Source organism: Microbacterium gallinarum (genome assembly GCF_014837165.1).
Taxonomy (GTDB): Bacteria; Actinomycetota; Actinomycetes; order Actinomycetales; family Microbacteriaceae; genus Microbacterium; species Microbacterium gallinarum.
Map to the genome: position 1 here is coordinate 853,948 of NZ_JACSPM010000001.1, position 13,571 is coordinate 867,518.

Genomic DNA, 13,571 nt, shown 5'->3' on the forward strand with positions numbered 1-13,571 from the left:
CATCCGACCGTTCGGGGCTGATGTCCGAGGAGGCGCGTTGACCGAGACCACAGTTCTGCATTACGACGACGCTCGTGAGAGGGACGAGGCCGAAGCCCGCCGTTTGCAGGAGTGCGCAGCCGAGCCGATCCGCATCATCGGCCGCATCCAGTCACACGGAATCCTGCTGGCCGTCGATGAGCAGACCGGCACGATCGTCGCCGCCAGCGACAACGCCGGAGCGTGGCTCGGCCGGCGCGTCCACGAGCTCGGGAGCGAGACGCTGAGCTGGGCCGCCTCGCACGCCGCCGCCATAGACCCCGTGCGCGCCGAGATCGACGGCGTCACCTACGACGTGATCGTGCACCGCGGAGGATCGCCGCTGCTCATCGATCTGGAGCCGGTGCACGCCGATCTGGAATACGTGCGCACCGGAGTGGTGGGGGCGATCCAGGGCCTCGCGGCCATCACCGATCCCGACGAGCTGCGCACGCGGGCCGCAGCCGAGATCAAGCGGATCACCGGGTTCGACCGGGTGATGTGCTACGAGTTCCATGACGATGGCCACGGCCAGGTCGTCGCCGACGAGCGCGAGCCCGACATGGAGCCGTACCTCGGGCTGCACTTCCCCGCCTCCGACATCCCGTCGCAGGCCCGGGCGCTCTACCTCGAGAAGCGCTCCCGGGTGATCGTCGACACCGAGGACTCCGGCGTGGCCATCTCGTCGCTGCTGCCCGAACAGGCGCCGCTCGACATCGGCGCCACCGAGCTGCGGTCGGCCTCGCCCCACCACCTGCAGTTCATGCGCAACATGGGTCAGGCCTCGACGCTGTCGCTCGCGCTGGTCGCCGACGACCGGCTGGTCGGGATGTTCACGTGCGCCCACCGCTCACCGCGCAAGGTTCCCGTGCTCCTGCGCCGCGCGCTGGAGGTGCTCGCGAGCCAGGTGACGATGCAGCTCACCGCCGCCCACCAGATCCACGAACTGCGCCGACGCCTCGAAGCACGCGAGCGCCGGGTCGCGATCGTCGCACCCCTCTACGGGCGCGGCGACGCCGCGGCCGTGCTGCTCGGCGGCGACCGCACGGTGCTCGACGTCGTGCCGGCCGACGGAGTGATCCTGCGTATCGGCGATTCCGTGGTCGGTCTCGGCACCGTGCCCCCGTACGACACCGTCCTCGACATCGTCGACGAGCTGGCCGCCGAGCGGCCGATGTGGGAGGCGCTCCCCCTCGAGCGCCCCGAGCTCGCGGTCGAGATGCCCGGTGTCGCGGGGCTGCTCGACGTGCCGATCGGAACCGAGGGCGACCGCCTGGTCTTCCTCCGCAGCGAGGTGGCGCGCACGGTGGACTGGCTGGGCGACCAGCGCGCCGACAACCGCGTCGACGCCCTCTCCCCCCGCCGATCGTTCTCGGCCTGGCGCGAGAGCGTGACGGGTCGCAGCCTGCCCTGGGGCGAGCACGCCCAGGACGCACGCGAACTCGGCTTCGAGATCCAGGCGGCGCTCGTCGCCCGCGCTCAGGCGGAGCTCGCGGAACTCGCCCTGCGGGATGCCCTGACCGGGTTGCACAACCGACGGTTCCTCGACGATCGGCTGGAGGCCCTGCTCGCCGGCGTCGCGCCGCGCCTCGCACTGATCTTCCTCGATCTCGACGACTTCAAGGTCGTGAACGACACCCGCGGCCATGAGGTGGGCGACGCCGTGCTCGCCGCGGTGGGCAATCGCCTTGCGGGGATCGCGCGGGCCTCCGACATGGTGGTGCGTCTCGGCGGCGACGAGTTCGTGATCGTGTGCGTCGGCGCGGATGAGAAGGATGCGCGCCATGTGGCGCAGCGCGCGATCCGCGCGATCGGGCGGCCGGTCGCGGTCGCCGACGCGGTGTTCAGCCTCTCGGTCAGCGCCGGCGTCGTGGCCGCGGCGCCAGGGATGGCGTCGTCAGAGCTGCTGGACGCGGCGGACGCGGCGATGTACCGCTCGAAGCGCGAGGGCGGTGGCCGCGTCTCAGCGTGACGCGGCCGGGTCCGGCTCGGGAACGATGCGCAGCCCGCCCGACGAGTTCGCGGTGTCGACGAGGTCCTGCAGCCAGAGGCGGTTGATCTCGGGCATGGGCGCGTCGTACTCGAACCGCAGTGCCGTGACCGGCGAGATCCACACCGCCTGGCGTAGCTGCGACTTCTCGTCGGTGATCGCGAACGCGAAGCTCTCCTGACGTCGCAGCTTGGCCATCATCACGAGTTCGATGTGGGCGAGCGTGCGGTCGTCGAGCGTGAAGCCGGTGGCCGGCGAACCGTAGTGAAGTGTGCCCACGAGTTCAATCCTAATCTCGACAGCCCGCGCGACGGGTACGCTGGGGCCCATGGCCATCGTGAACCGGCTCACTGTCGACGGACGTGACTACTTCCTGCCCGACCCGGTGACGGGGCTCAAGACCCAGATCCTCGAGGCGATCAAAGCGGGCGGCGGCTACGTCAACATCCCCCCGCTGCGCGGTGGTCCCGGTATCGACATCCTGTTCTCGCCGGGCATGCCGGTGACGTGGTCGCAGATCGACGTCGGCGACTCGCCGTCGGCAGCAGACGACACCCCGGTCGACGCGCCCGACGAGTTCACGCTCTAGGCGAGCCCGTTCAGCGCAGCCAGAGGTCTTCGATCTCGGCCACGCCCATCGGCTTGCCGAGCAGGTAGCCCTGGCCGCGGTGGCAACCGCGGGCGATGGATCGGGCGAGGTCCTCGGGCGTCTCGATGCCCTCGGCGACGACCCGCCAGCCCTGGCTGTTCGACCGGGCGACCACATCGGTCACGATGGCGTCGGCTGCAGCATCCGCTCGCTGTGTCAGCGACCGGTCGATCTTGACCTCGTCGATCGGCAGGGACTCGACCATGTCGATCGTGGTGTCTCCTGCGCCGAAGTCGTCGATCGCGATGGTCAGGCCGGCGGCGCGAAGCCGCGCGAGCGCCCCGCGCATGTCGGGAAGCAGCTGCGGAGTCGGCGTCTCGGTGATCTCGATCGTCACGAAGGCGGGGTCGATGCCGATCACTGCGAGGCGCGCGATGACCGCCTCGGCGTAGTCGAGCGTGATGTGCGACGGCGAGGCGTTCGCCGCCAATTCGACGGCGCGGCCCGTGCGCTGCCACTCGAGGATCTGCTCCAGGCCCTGCTCGAGCACCTGGAGGTCGATCTCCTCGACCAGCAGGGCATCTTCGGCGAGCGGGATGAACGTCGACGGCGGGACCTCGCCGTCGACCTCATGGGTCCAGCGGCAGAGCACTTCGACTGCGACGGGCGCGCCGTCGGGCGCGCCGGTGTCGAGGGCGAATTGGGGTTGGTAGACGACCGTCAGTCCCCCCGACGACACCGCCTCTCGCAGGTCCTGGACGAGCGTCTCCGAAGTGGTCACCGTGACAGCCTGGGGGTTGAAGCACATTGCGTGCAACACCAGACACGGGCGCCAGGAAGGCGTATACTCTGCGTCGCCCTTCGGCGCAGAGTTCCCTGGACCGTCTGCGCGCGCGGTAATCTGGCGGAATGGGCACCCTCACCTACGACTCGAAGATCGCCGTCTCGATCGATGACCGCGTCCTCGCACACCTGCAGGCGGTCGTCTGGGCGAAGCTCCGTCGCGGCGAGCAGTTCCCCTTCACGTGGACCGACCCGATGCGCAGCGGGATGGGGCGCACCTCGGTGTGGCTCAGCCCGCACGTGCCGCTCTCGTTCGAGTACTTCGGCAGCCGTCAGCCACGGCTCAACCCCGCGTGGGTGGAGGCGCTGACCAAGGCCGCGAACTCTCCCGCCGGTCTTTCGCTCGTTCCCGAGCCCGACGACCCCGCCGCCGCCCGCTAGGCCCGTCCCCGCGTCTACCCTGGCTCCTCGAGGAAGTCAAGGGCCGATGCACCGCGGCACGCCCGCCTAGCGTTGCCGACATGACATTCCCCACTCTGACAGCTCCGGCGTCCTGGCGTGTGCAGTGGCGCAGCCTGGACCGCGGCGACTGGGAGGCCGGCCGAGGTGGCCGCAAGGTGGGCGCCGTCCGTCGCGAACGCGGCGTCTATGTCGCCAGCACGCCCCGTGGTCGCACCGTCGGCGAGTTCGACACCCTGCCCGAAGCCCTCGACGCGGTGGGCCGCACGCCTCTGTCGTCGGTCGACTCCGCCCAGGTGTGGACTGCGCTCCTGGTGACCGTCAATGTGGCGATGGTGGCCTCGCTGGCCGCCGTCGCATCGACGCTGCTGGGCTGAGCCTGCACTGCGGGACCGAGTTCCGCTGCACGACCGAGCCCGCGACTCGCGAGCTGAAGCGTCAGTTCCAGACGCTGGGAGCCTCGCCACGCGACGGGGGCAGAGCGGATGCCGCGGCCCAGTCGTGCACCCACGGGTCGATCTCGGGGATGCCGTCCGGATACCCGACCGCCGCGAACAGCTCGTCATGCGCGAGCGTGCCCCCGCTGCGCTTCATCATGCGGGCGCGGACGATCACCCGGGCGTAGACCTCGCCGTCGACCACGGCGCGGTGCTCGAGGTACACGGCCTTGTCGTCGTGGCCGATCATGCGCGACTCGACGTCGAACCGCTTCCACAGCTCGAGGGACTTTCGGAACGTGACCGTCTCGCTCGACACGACCGCGTACCAGCCTCGCTGCTTCATGACGTCGAAGAGTCCCGTCCGCACCAAGAGATCCCAGCGACCGAGATCGAACAGCGAGAGATACCGGCCGTTGTTCATGTGCAGGAGGATGTCGAGGTCGGTCGGCAGGGTCGTCAGCCGGACCCGGCCGATGCCGGTCGGCGGAAGGTGCCCCTCGCGCCGCACGCGCCGCCGCGCGCCGAGCATCACGAGCAGGGTCCGCCAGATCACGTTCACGGGGAGTGATGGTAGCGATCCACGAGCGCAGGCGACATTCGGTTGTGGATGTCCGACACACGAGCAGCGGCATCCCACCCGTCGGGGACCACGCGTCCACAGGCGCCGTGGGGCCGATTTCGTCTCGCGCGAGGCCCGGCGTAGAGTCTGGCCATGGAAGCCGAACTCCAGACCGACATCGTCGTCCGTCCGGTGCGCGACGTGGACGCAGAGGCCCTCGGGCGTGTTCACGCCACCTGCTGGCACGAGACCTACGACCATCTCATCAGCAAGGCCGCTCTCGAAGCGGTGTCTCCCAAGCGTCTTGCCGAGCTGTGGACCCACTGGGCCGTCCAGGGCCCCGATTTCAAGATGTTCGCCGCGCTCGTCGGCGGCGAGATCGTCGGGTTCGCCGGCTCCGGTCCCGCCCGCGATAAGGACGCGCCGCGCTTCCGCGAGCTGTACTTCATCTACCTCCTCGACGAGTACCACGGCACGGGCATCGGCCAGAAGCTGTTCGACGCCGTCGTCGCCGACGATGAGCAGCTTTACCTCTGGGTCGCCGACGACAACCCGCGCGCGCACCGCTTCTACACGCGCAACGGCTTCACGCTCGACGGCGCCTCGCACACCGAGCCGTTCCTGGGTGAGACGCTCACCGAGGTCCGCTTCGTCCGCTGATCGCCGACGTGCTGCAGGTCTGGGCTCTCGACGGGATCCCCGAGATCACGCCGGGCGATGACCTGGTGACGGTGATCGCGGATGCCGCGGCCGGCGGCCTCGCCGATGGCGACATCATCGTGGTGACCTCGAAGGTCGTGTCGAAGGCCGAGGGGCGCATCCTGGCGGCCGACGACCGCGAGGAGGCGATCACCGCCGAGACGGTCCGCGTGGTGGCCTCGCGCCCGACGCCGAACGGCGGGACGACCCGCATCGTGCAGAACCGGCTCGGCATGGTGTCGGCCGCCGCCGGCGTGGACGCCTCGAACACGCCGCACGGCACGATCCTCCTGCTCCCCGAAGACCCCGACGCCTCAGCACGACTGATCGCAGCCGGGTTGCGCGAGCGGCTCGGTGTCGAGGTCGGCGTGCTCGTGTCCGACACCCTCGGCCGCGCCTGGCGCGACGGTCAGACCGATCACGCGATCGGCGCGGGCGGTGTCCACGTCTTCGAAGATCTCCGCGGCGAGACCGATGCCGAGGGCCGATCCCTCGTCGTGACGATGCCGTGCGTCGCCGACGAGCTCGCCGCGGCGACCGACCTGGTCAAGGGCAAGGCCGCTCGACGGCCGGTGGCCGTGGTGCGCGGGCGCGCCGACCTCGTCGGCTCACTCGACCTTCCCGGCGCGCGCTCCATCGTGCGCCCGCTGGAGCGCGACATGTTCCGGCTCGGGGCCGACGAGGCCTACGCCGAGGGGTTCGCCGCGGGCGCGGCATCCGTCACCCCCTCATCCGCCCCGTAGGGTCGTCAGCGCACGGGCACGGGCCAGGGGTTCGCCTCCATCTCGGCGCGCACGGTGAGCCACTGGGTCTCGGTGAACGCCTCGAGGTTGGCCGTGGCGCCGCCGAAGCGCGCACCGTTGCCGGACGCGCCGACCCCGCCGAACGGGATGTTCGCCTCGTCGTTGACGGTCTGGTCGTTGATGTGGACCTTCCCGCTCACGATGCGGTCGGCCACCGAGATGGCCGTGCCGACGTCGCCGAGGAGGCTCACCGAAAGCCCGTACTCGCTCGCGTTGACGAGGTCGACCGCCTCGTCGAGCGTGCGGTAGGCGAGCACCGGGGCGACCGGGCCGAAGATCTCCTCGCGCCAGGCGAGCATGTCGGGCGTCATCCCGCGCAGCACCGTCGGGCGGAAGAAGCGCTGCCCGGACGGTCCGCCGGTGACGACCTCCGCGCCTTCGCCGACGGCCGAGTCGACGATCCCGCACACCGCGGAGAACTGTCCGTCGTCGATGATCGGGCCCATCTGCGCGTCGTGATCCGTGTACGGGTCGGCGACCCGGAGCGAGTCCGCGATGCGGGCCAGTGCTGCGACGTACTCGTCGTGCTGCGCCTCGTGCACGAGGTGGCGCCCGGCGCTCTGGCAGATCTGCCCTTGGTGGAGGAAGGATCCATATGCTCCGGATGCCGCGGCCCGCTCGACGTCGGCCCCGGGGAGCACGACGATCGCGTTGTTGCCGCCGAGTTCGAGGTGCGCCCGCTTGAGCAGTCGCGCGGCGGTCTCGCCCACGCGGCGACCGGCCGCGGTGGAGCCCGTGAAAGAGATGACACGGACCTCGGGCGCCTCGACGGCGGCGATCCCGACCTCGGCGCCCCCGGTGAGGGTCTGCAGGACGCCGGCGGGCAGGCCTGCCTCGTCGAACACGCGCTGGATCGCCACGCCGCCGCCCACCGACGTGCGCGGGTCGGGCTTGAGGAGCACGGCGTTTCCGAGCCCGAGCGCCGGGGCGACGGAGCGGATCGCGAGGGTCAGGGGGTAGTTGAACGGCGCGATGACCGTGACGACGCCGACCGGAAGGCGACGGGAGAACGACCACCGCGGCTTGTTACTGGGGATCACCTCGCCGTTCGGATGGGACGGCAGCGCGGCGGCCTCGCGGCACTCTGCCGCGGCGGCGAGCACCTCGGAGCGGGCCTTCAGCCACGTGCCACCGGACTCGCGGACGATCCAGGCGGCGATCTCGTCGGCGTTCTGCTCGAAGAGGTCACCCGCGCGGCGCATCACGGCGGCGCGGGCCGCAGGCATGAGTGCAGCCCAGTGCTTCTGGGCGGCGGCGGCGCGCGTGGCGGCCTCGGCGACCTGCGCGGGCGTCGCCGCGCCGACCTCGCCGATGGCCGCGCCGGTCGCGGCGTCGCGCACCGTCAGCGGGGCGCCCCCGCCGTCGGTCCAGCCGCCGACGGAGATCTTCGCGGTCCACACCGCACTGTCGAGGAGCGTCATCGCCCTACCGGTTCTTCCACTGGGGCGCGCGCTTCTCGAGGAATGCGCGCACGCCCTCGGCACGGTCCTCGCTCGTGTACGGGTTCGGGCCGACGTTCAGGCGCAGAGCGCTGGCGATCGGCATCCCCCAGCTCTTCGTGGCCATCTCCTTGTAGCGCCGCAGCGACACCGGCGAGTTGGCGAGGATGCCGTCGAGGTAGGTCTGCACGGCGGACTTGAATTCCTCCCGGGCTACGACCTGGTTGACGAGACCGAGCTCCTTGGCCTCCGCCACGGGTACCATGCGCCCGGTGTACAGGAGGTCCATCGCGAGCGCGCGCGGGATGAGGCGCGGAAGCACGACGGAGCCGAAGTTCGCCCCCATGCCGCGCTTCGCCTCGGTCAGGCCGATGGTCGAGCCCTCCACGGCGATGCGGATGTCACTCGCGAGCACGATCTCACAGCCCCCCGCGAGCGCATGGCCGTTGATGGCGGCGATCACGGGCTTGTACGTCTCGAGCATCACCTCGAGGAGCGCGCGGTACATGCCGGTCATGGGCGTGTGCACCTGGCGACCCGCCTTGGCGATGTCGTCCATCTCCTTCATGTCGCCGCCGGCGCAGAAGGCCTTGTCACCGGTGCCGGTGATGACCACGGCCCAGACGTCCGGGTCCTCGCCGGCCTCGACGAAGGCCTCGGTCAGCAGCCGCACAGTGTTGCGGCTCATCGCGTTGCGCCGCTCGGGGCGGTTGATCGTGATCCAGGCGACGCGGTCCTTGACCTCGTACAGCACCTCGTCGGCCGTGCCGGCCAGCATTCCGTCGCTCATGCGCGGGCACCTTCCGTGTGGGTCTCGATGACGCCGTCTGCGAGCAGGCGGTCGATGCGCCCCTCGTCGATCCCGACGGACGCGAGCACGTCGACGGTGTCCGCGCCGAGCAACGGCGGTCCGTTCTGGTGGGCGAGGTACTCCCCGTCGATCGTGAGCGGGGAGTTGACGATCGTGACGTCGCCGAGCGTGGCGTGCGGGATCGGCTGGAGCTGACCGAGGGCCTTCACCTGCTCGTCCTCCAGCACCCGGTCGAGGGTGTTGACCGCCGAGTGGGGCACCTGCGCCGCATCCAACCGCTCCAGCAGCTCCTGCATCGTGAACTTCGCGGTCGCGGCGCCGAGCTGCGCATTGACGTACTGGCGGTTCGACACGCGCGCGACGTTGTTCTCGAACGCCGGGTCGTCGCGCAGGTGCGGCGCCTCGATCGCGTCGAGCAGGCGGTAGAACGCGTCATTGCTGCCGACGGAGAGGAAGACATATCCATCGGATGCCGGGAACGCGCCGTTCGGGACGTTCCCCCGGAACCCGGAGCCGAGCCGCTGGGGCACCGGCCCGCCGGCGGCGACGCCCATCAGCGGCGTGCCGACCCACGCGAGCGCCGTCTGCAGGAGCGAGACCTGGACGTGCGCGCCCTCGCCTGTCTGCTCGCGCCGGCGCAGCGCGTCGAAGACGCCGAGCGAGAGCCACAGCCCGGTGCCCATGTCCATCATCGACAGCGGCACGCGAGCGGGCTCGCCCTCATCGGAGCCGGTCATGGCGACGACGCCGGAGTAGGCCTGCAGCATCGCGTCGTACGCGGGCTGCTCGCGACGGGGGCCGGCGTGCCCGTACCCGGTCATCTCGACGTAGATGAGGCGGGGGTTGGTCTCGCGCAGGTTCTCCCACGAGAAGCCGGCCGCGGCGAGCGCGCCCGGGCGCAGGTTCTGCACGAGCACGTCCGCGGTCTGCAGCAACTCCTCCAGCGCCTGCTTGCCCTCGTCGGCCTTGTAGTTGAGGACGACGGACTTCTTGTTGCGGTTCAGTGAGAGGAACGTCACCGAGACGCCCTCGGTGAGCGGCGCCCACATGCGCGCCTCATCGCCGGTGCCGAGCCGCTCGACCTTGATGACCTCGGCGCCGAAGTCGCCGAGGATCTGGCAGCCGAACGGCACGGCGACACTCGTGCCGATCTCGACGACCCGGATGCCTGCGAGGGATCCCTGCACGCTCACGAGCGCATCTCCTTCTGCGCGCCCACGCGCGCGTCGTACTCGTCCCGCACGGGCGAGCTCACCGGCTCGCGCCACGGCGAGAGGGCACCCTGGTACACCGAGGGGCCCAGGCGGAAGTGCTGAGCCTCCTCGAAGGTCTCGACGAAGGGCATGTCCATCGCATAGACGTCCGGCCCGGTCGGCCGCGGACCGGCCGCGGTGACCTTCGACCACAGCTCGTGACCGACGACCTCTTCGGCGATCTTCCCCGCCTCGACGAGGGCTGCGAGGTCGAGCCCGGTCTCGATTCCCTCCGACTCGAGCAGGTGCGCGAAGTCCTCAGTGGGGATCATGCGGGTGGCACGGCCGTTGCCGCAGTAGGGGCATCCGCCCATGCCGCCGATCGCGGTGTCGATCTGGACGGTGTCGTCGGGGCCGAGCTCCTCGATGGCGACGTACGCCGAGAGCATCGCCATTCCGCGCGCATCGTGGAGGTGCAGGTGGTAGTCGTGCACGTCGGGCCACGTGGCGCGCACGCGCCGCAGCGTCGACCGCATGGCCGAGGGCGTGTTCCAGCTCATCGGGTCGCCGATGTGGATGCGGGTGACGGGAATGCCCGCCGCCGTCCAGGCGTCGTGCTGGAGCTGCAGCAGGCGCAGGCGTTCGTCCTCGTCGAACGGGCCGAGCCAGTTCGAGCCCCACGCCGCGTTCACCGAGATCTCGGCGTGCGTGACGACGCCGCCGGCCTTGGCCGCCTCGACCGTCCGCGCGATCGAGTCGATCTCGTCCTGCTGACTGCGGTTGATGTTGCGGCGCACGAACACGTCGCACAGGTGCACCTTCGTGCGACCCAGCGAGGGGTCGGGCATGGTGAGCTTGTGCGCGTACTCCGCGCGGCGCTCGACGCCTCGCGGATTGAGGACGATCGCGGTGTACTCGACGCCGTCCACCGGAGTGAAGCCGTCGATGACCTCCTCGACGTCGGCCATCTGCGGGGTCCACTTCGGGCTGACGAACGACCCGACATGGATCTTCTTCAGGCCGGTACGCGACAGGGCATCGAGAAGACGCACCTTCTCGCTCGCGGGGATGTCGGCACTCTCGATCTGCATGCCTTCGCGCATCCCCTCCTCGAGGATGACGACGGTGGGCTTCCCGTTGGTCATGCGGTGGTCCTCCTGGGGATGAGGGATGTGAATCCGGCGCCGGGTGCGGACTGGATCGAGGCGAAGATGCGCTCCGCGCCCGCGACACCGATACCGCCGGCGGAGCAGCAGTCGACGAACTTGGCGCGCAGCTCCGCGTCACTGAGCGGGTCCCCCGCCTGGCCGCGCGTCACCTCGACGCGGGCGGAGCGCACGGACCCGTCCTCGAATTCCAGCTCGACGACGGTGTAGCCGGTCTGGAAGACGGGATCGCCGGTCGGGGGCACCGCGCTCTCGGCCACCGACACGGCTCCCATGAGCGATCGGACCTCCGGATCGGAGAAGGCGCCGAGAGTGAAGTCGTCGAGGCCGACGCCGCCGCGCAGGAACGCGGACGCGAGGCAGTACTCGAGGCTGAACTTCGCCTGCGTGGGGTCGGTCGGCGGTGCGGTGCGCAGCGGACGCGTCCCCCGCGGGTGCAGGGTGGCGCGGATGCGGGTCGGGATGCCGGCGATGCCCTCAGATCGCAGCTGGAGCATCGCGTCGATGCCGCGGTGGGTGCCGTAACAGCTCGGGTAGCGCTTCAGGCCCCAGTCACGCGGCCAGGCGTCCTGCCAGTACTCGAGCCGCTCGTCCAGCGTCTCGGCGAGGGAGCCGACGGGCGCGGCATCCGGGTCTCCATAGCGCTCGAGGAAGCCCCCCGGTGCCTCGAGCTCATCGGGATTGCCGGTGAAGCCCGCTCCGGCCAGCTCGACCGCCATCACGGCGTCGCGAGCGGCCGAGCCGGCATGGAACGGCTTGGTCATCGAACCGAAGTTCGGGCGGCTGCCCGCCGCGAGCGACGACACGATGCCGAGGGCGTGACGCGCCGACTCCCGATCGAGCCCGACCAGCCGGACGAGCGCCGCGACCGCCGCGAGGCGCCCGATCGTAGACGTGGAATGCCACCCGCGCGCGTAGTGGACGTGCTGCGGGAGCACGTCCGCCAGCGCGCGGAACGCGGCCGCTCCCACGTCGTACGCCTCGACGAACCGCGTCGGGGTCACATCGCCCGACTCGGCCACCGCGACGAGGGCGGGAAGGATCACCGCGCTCGGGTGCAGCGGCATCGACGGCGAGTAGTCGTCGAAATCGAGCACGTGCGCCGCCGTGCCGTTGACCAGCGCCGCCACGGACGGCGATGCCTTCTCGCCGGTCGTCCAGACGGTCGCCGTCCCCGCCGAGGACTCCGCTCGTGCCCAGTCCGCGAGGATGCGCTCACCGGGGGTGCCCGCGGCGCCGAGCGAGACCCCGACGGTGTCGACCAGCGCGCGCGCCACCGCGTCGCGGTGATCCACGCCCGCCGCGGGCCCATCCGCAGCGAACGCCGCGAGGGTCTGAGTGACGCCGATCTCGGCGGTGGTCTCGGTCACGACGATCAGAACGACTTCGGCAGACCCAGCGTGCCGTGGGCGATGCCGGCGAGCACGATGTTGTTGCTGATGGGCGCGGTGCGGGGCAGGCGGGCGCCCTTCCAGCGGCGCTCGATGCCGTACTCCTCCGCCGCGGCGTAACCGCCGAAGGTGTCGAAGGCGGCATCGGCGGCGGCCCACAGCGCCTCCGACGCGAGCAGCTTCGCCCCGTTGACCTCGAAGCGCGGGTTCTCACCCGCGGCGTACATCTCCGCGGCGCGCCAGCGCATGAGCGAGGCTGCCTGCAGCTGCGCGTACGCACGCGCCAGGGGCATCTGGATGGCCTGGTTCTTGCCGATGGGCCGGCCGAACACCTCGCGCTCGTTCGCGTACTTCACCGCGCGGGCGACCAGGTCGAATCCACCGCCGATGTACTCGCTCGTGACGAGGATGCGCTCGGAGTTCATGCCCGACAGGATGACGCGGAAGCCCTTGCCCTCCTCGCCGATGCGGTTGGCGACGGGGACGCGCAGGTCGCGGATCGCGAGTTCGTTCGTCTCGTGGTTGACCATCGTCTTGATCGGAGTGGCGACGATCTGGCCGCTCTCGATGGCCGTGCGCAGGTCGACCAGCAGCACGGTGAAGCCATCCGTCGGCTTGGCGGCGTCCTCGCGCTTGGTGGTGCGGGTCAGCAGCAGGAGCAGGTCGGAGTGCTGAACACGCGAGATGAAGATCTTGTTGCCGTTGACCACGTACTCGTCGCCCTCGCGCACGGCGAAGGTCTTGATGCGCGTGGTGTCGCTGCCGGCGTCGGGCTCGGTGACGCCGAAGGACTGCAGGCGCAGCTCGCCCGAGGCGATCTTCGGCAGCCAGTACTCCTTCTGCTCAGGAGAGCCGTGGCGCAGGATGGCGCCCATGGTGTACATGCCGGCGCGGGCGGCACCCGCGTGGCATCCGTTCCGCTCGATCTGCTCGAGGACGACCGCCGCGTCGCGGATGTCGGCGCCGCCGCCGCCGTACTCCTCGGGGATGAGCATGTTCATCCAGCCGGCGTCGTACAGCGCGTCGACGAACTCCTCGGGGTACGTGCTGTTCGCATCGTGCTCACGCCAGTAGTCGTTGTCGAACGGGGTGCACAGGTCGTCGATGGCCTCGCGGATCGCCATCTGCTCCTCGGTCAGGCTGAAAGCCGACGACTCGATGATCTCTGCCATGGGGTGCTCCTTTGCGGTACAGGAATAGCGAACCCGAGGGTCGCCGGCGGTCAAAGCCC

Annotated in this window: 15 protein-coding genes; 6 read left to right on the forward strand and 9 right to left on the reverse strand. The window is 70.4% G+C overall.

Annotated elements, in window-relative coordinates:
* Window positions 1–37 precede the first annotated feature (37 nt).
* Complete coding sequence (locus tag H9622_RS03870; RefSeq protein WP_191764400.1) at window positions 38–1,990, forward strand: bifunctional diguanylate cyclase/phosphodiesterase; 1,953 nt, start codon at window positions 38–40, stop codon at window positions 1,988–1,990.
* On the opposite strand, the gene H9622_RS03875 is transcribed toward H9622_RS03870, so the two are convergent.
* The gene (locus tag H9622_RS03875) at window positions 1,982–2,287 is read right to left on the reverse strand and encodes a DUF7882 family protein (RefSeq protein ID WP_191764402.1); all 306 of its coding nucleotides are present in this window, start codon (window positions 2,285–2,287) and stop codon (window positions 1,982–1,984) included. The genes H9622_RS03870 and H9622_RS03875 overlap by 9 nt on opposite strands.
* Window positions 2,288–2,336: 49 nt before the next feature.
* On the opposite strand from H9622_RS03875, the gene H9622_RS03880 reads away from it, so the two are divergent.
* Window positions 2,337–2,597 (forward strand): hypothetical protein, encoded by a 261-nt coding sequence (locus H9622_RS03880; protein WP_191764404.1) that lies wholly within the window; start codon window positions 2,337–2,339, stop codon window positions 2,595–2,597.
* A gap of 10 nt (window positions 2,598–2,607) precedes the next feature.
* Here H9622_RS03880 and H9622_RS03885 read toward each other — a convergent pair whose 3' ends face one another.
* Entirely contained in the window at window positions 2,608–3,378 is a 771-nt protein-coding gene (locus H9622_RS03885) for an EAL domain-containing protein (protein WP_191764406.1), read from the reverse strand.
* Between the two features lie 128 nt (window positions 3,379–3,506).
* On the opposite strand from H9622_RS03885, the gene H9622_RS03890 reads away from it, so the two are divergent.
* Entirely contained in the window at window positions 3,507–3,821 is a 315-nt protein-coding gene (locus H9622_RS03890; protein ID WP_191764408.1) for a DUF7882 family protein, read from the forward strand.
* Between the two features lie 80 nt (window positions 3,822–3,901).
* Window positions 3,902–4,216, forward strand: a complete 315-nt coding sequence (locus H9622_RS03895) for a hypothetical protein (RefSeq protein WP_191764409.1) — start codon at window positions 3,902–3,904, stop codon at window positions 4,214–4,216.
* Between the two features lie 61 nt (window positions 4,217–4,277).
* Here H9622_RS03895 and H9622_RS03900 read toward each other — a convergent pair whose 3' ends face one another.
* Window positions 4,278–4,838, reverse strand: a complete 561-nt coding sequence (locus tag H9622_RS03900) for a thioesterase family protein (RefSeq protein ID WP_191764411.1) — start codon at window positions 4,836–4,838, stop codon at window positions 4,278–4,280.
* A gap of 153 nt (window positions 4,839–4,991) precedes the next feature.
* Here H9622_RS03900 and H9622_RS03905 point away from each other — a divergent pair, with 153 nt between their 5' ends.
* Window positions 4,992–5,498 (forward strand): GNAT family N-acetyltransferase, encoded by a 507-nt coding sequence (locus tag H9622_RS03905; RefSeq protein WP_191764413.1) that lies wholly within the window; start codon window positions 4,992–4,994, stop codon window positions 5,496–5,498.
* Window positions 5,499–5,506: 8 nt separating this feature from the next.
* A complete protein-coding gene (gene cofE / locus H9622_RS03910; protein WP_191764415.1) occupies window positions 5,507–6,280 on the forward strand; it encodes a coenzyme F420-0:L-glutamate ligase in 774 nt (257 codons plus the stop codon).
* Between the two features lie 5 nt (window positions 6,281–6,285).
* Here cofE and H9622_RS03915 read toward each other — a convergent pair whose 3' ends face one another.
* From H9622_RS03915 to H9622_RS03940, 6 genes are read right to left on the reverse strand one after another with little or no spacing between them, the layout of a single operon-like run.
* Window positions 6,286–7,761, reverse strand: coding sequence for an aldehyde dehydrogenase family protein (locus H9622_RS03915; RefSeq protein ID WP_191764417.1), 1,476 nt, complete (start codon window positions 7,759–7,761; stop codon window positions 6,286–6,288).
* A 4-nt stretch (window positions 7,762–7,765) separates the two neighbouring features.
* Complete coding sequence (locus H9622_RS03920; RefSeq protein WP_191764419.1) at window positions 7,766–8,569, reverse strand: enoyl-CoA hydratase/isomerase family protein; 804 nt, start codon at window positions 8,567–8,569, stop codon at window positions 7,766–7,768.
* Window positions 8,566–9,783 (reverse strand): CaiB/BaiF CoA transferase family protein, encoded by a 1,218-nt coding sequence (locus tag H9622_RS03925; RefSeq protein WP_191764421.1) that lies wholly within the window; start codon window positions 9,781–9,783, stop codon window positions 8,566–8,568. The genes H9622_RS03920 and H9622_RS03925 overlap by 4 nt, the downstream gene beginning before the upstream one ends.
* Window positions 9,780–10,928, reverse strand: coding sequence for a beta/alpha barrel domain-containing protein (locus H9622_RS03930; protein WP_191764422.1), 1,149 nt, complete (start codon window positions 10,926–10,928; stop codon window positions 9,780–9,782). The genes H9622_RS03925 and H9622_RS03930 overlap by 4 nt, the downstream gene beginning before the upstream one ends.
* Entirely contained in the window at window positions 10,925–12,319 is a 1,395-nt protein-coding gene (locus H9622_RS03935; protein ID WP_318247020.1) for an MmgE/PrpD family protein, read from the reverse strand. Before H9622_RS03935 ends, H9622_RS03930 begins: the two co-directional genes overlap by 4 nt.
* Window positions 12,320–12,324: 5 nt before the next feature.
* Window positions 12,325–13,512 (reverse strand): acyl-CoA dehydrogenase family protein, encoded by a 1,188-nt coding sequence (locus tag H9622_RS03940; protein WP_191764424.1) that lies wholly within the window; start codon window positions 13,510–13,512, stop codon window positions 12,325–12,327.
* Window positions 13,513–13,571 lie beyond the last annotated feature (59 nt).

What these genes read in the sequence shown, in the direction of transcription:
- H9622_RS03940 (WP_191764424.1), bottom strand. Translation starts at nt 13,512, where the DNA reads ATGGCAGAGATCATCGAGTCGTCGGCTTTCAGCCTGACCGAGGAGCAG.
- H9622_RS03895 (WP_191764409.1), top strand. Translation starts at nt 3,902, where the DNA reads ATGACATTCCCCACTCTGACAGCTCCGGCGTCCTGGCGTGTGCAGTGG.
- H9622_RS03920 (WP_191764419.1), bottom strand. Translation starts at nt 8,569, where the DNA reads ATGAGCGACGGAATGCTGGCCGGCACGGCCGACGAGGTGCTGTACGAG.
- H9622_RS03890 (WP_191764408.1), top strand. Translation starts at nt 3,507, where the DNA reads ATGGGCACCCTCACCTACGACTCGAAGATCGCCGTCTCGATCGATGAC.
- H9622_RS03915 (WP_191764417.1), bottom strand. Translation starts at nt 7,761, where the DNA reads ATGACGCTCCTCGACAGTGCGGTGTGGACCGCGAAGATCTCCGTCGGC.
- H9622_RS03930 (WP_191764422.1), bottom strand. Translation starts at nt 10,928, where the DNA reads ATGACCAACGGGAAGCCCACCGTCGTCATCCTCGAGGAGGGGATGCGC.
- H9622_RS03880 (WP_191764404.1), top strand. Translation starts at nt 2,337, where the DNA reads ATGGCCATCGTGAACCGGCTCACTGTCGACGGACGTGACTACTTCCTG.
- H9622_RS03905 (WP_191764413.1), top strand. Translation starts at nt 4,992, where the DNA reads ATGGAAGCCGAACTCCAGACCGACATCGTCGTCCGTCCGGTGCGCGAC.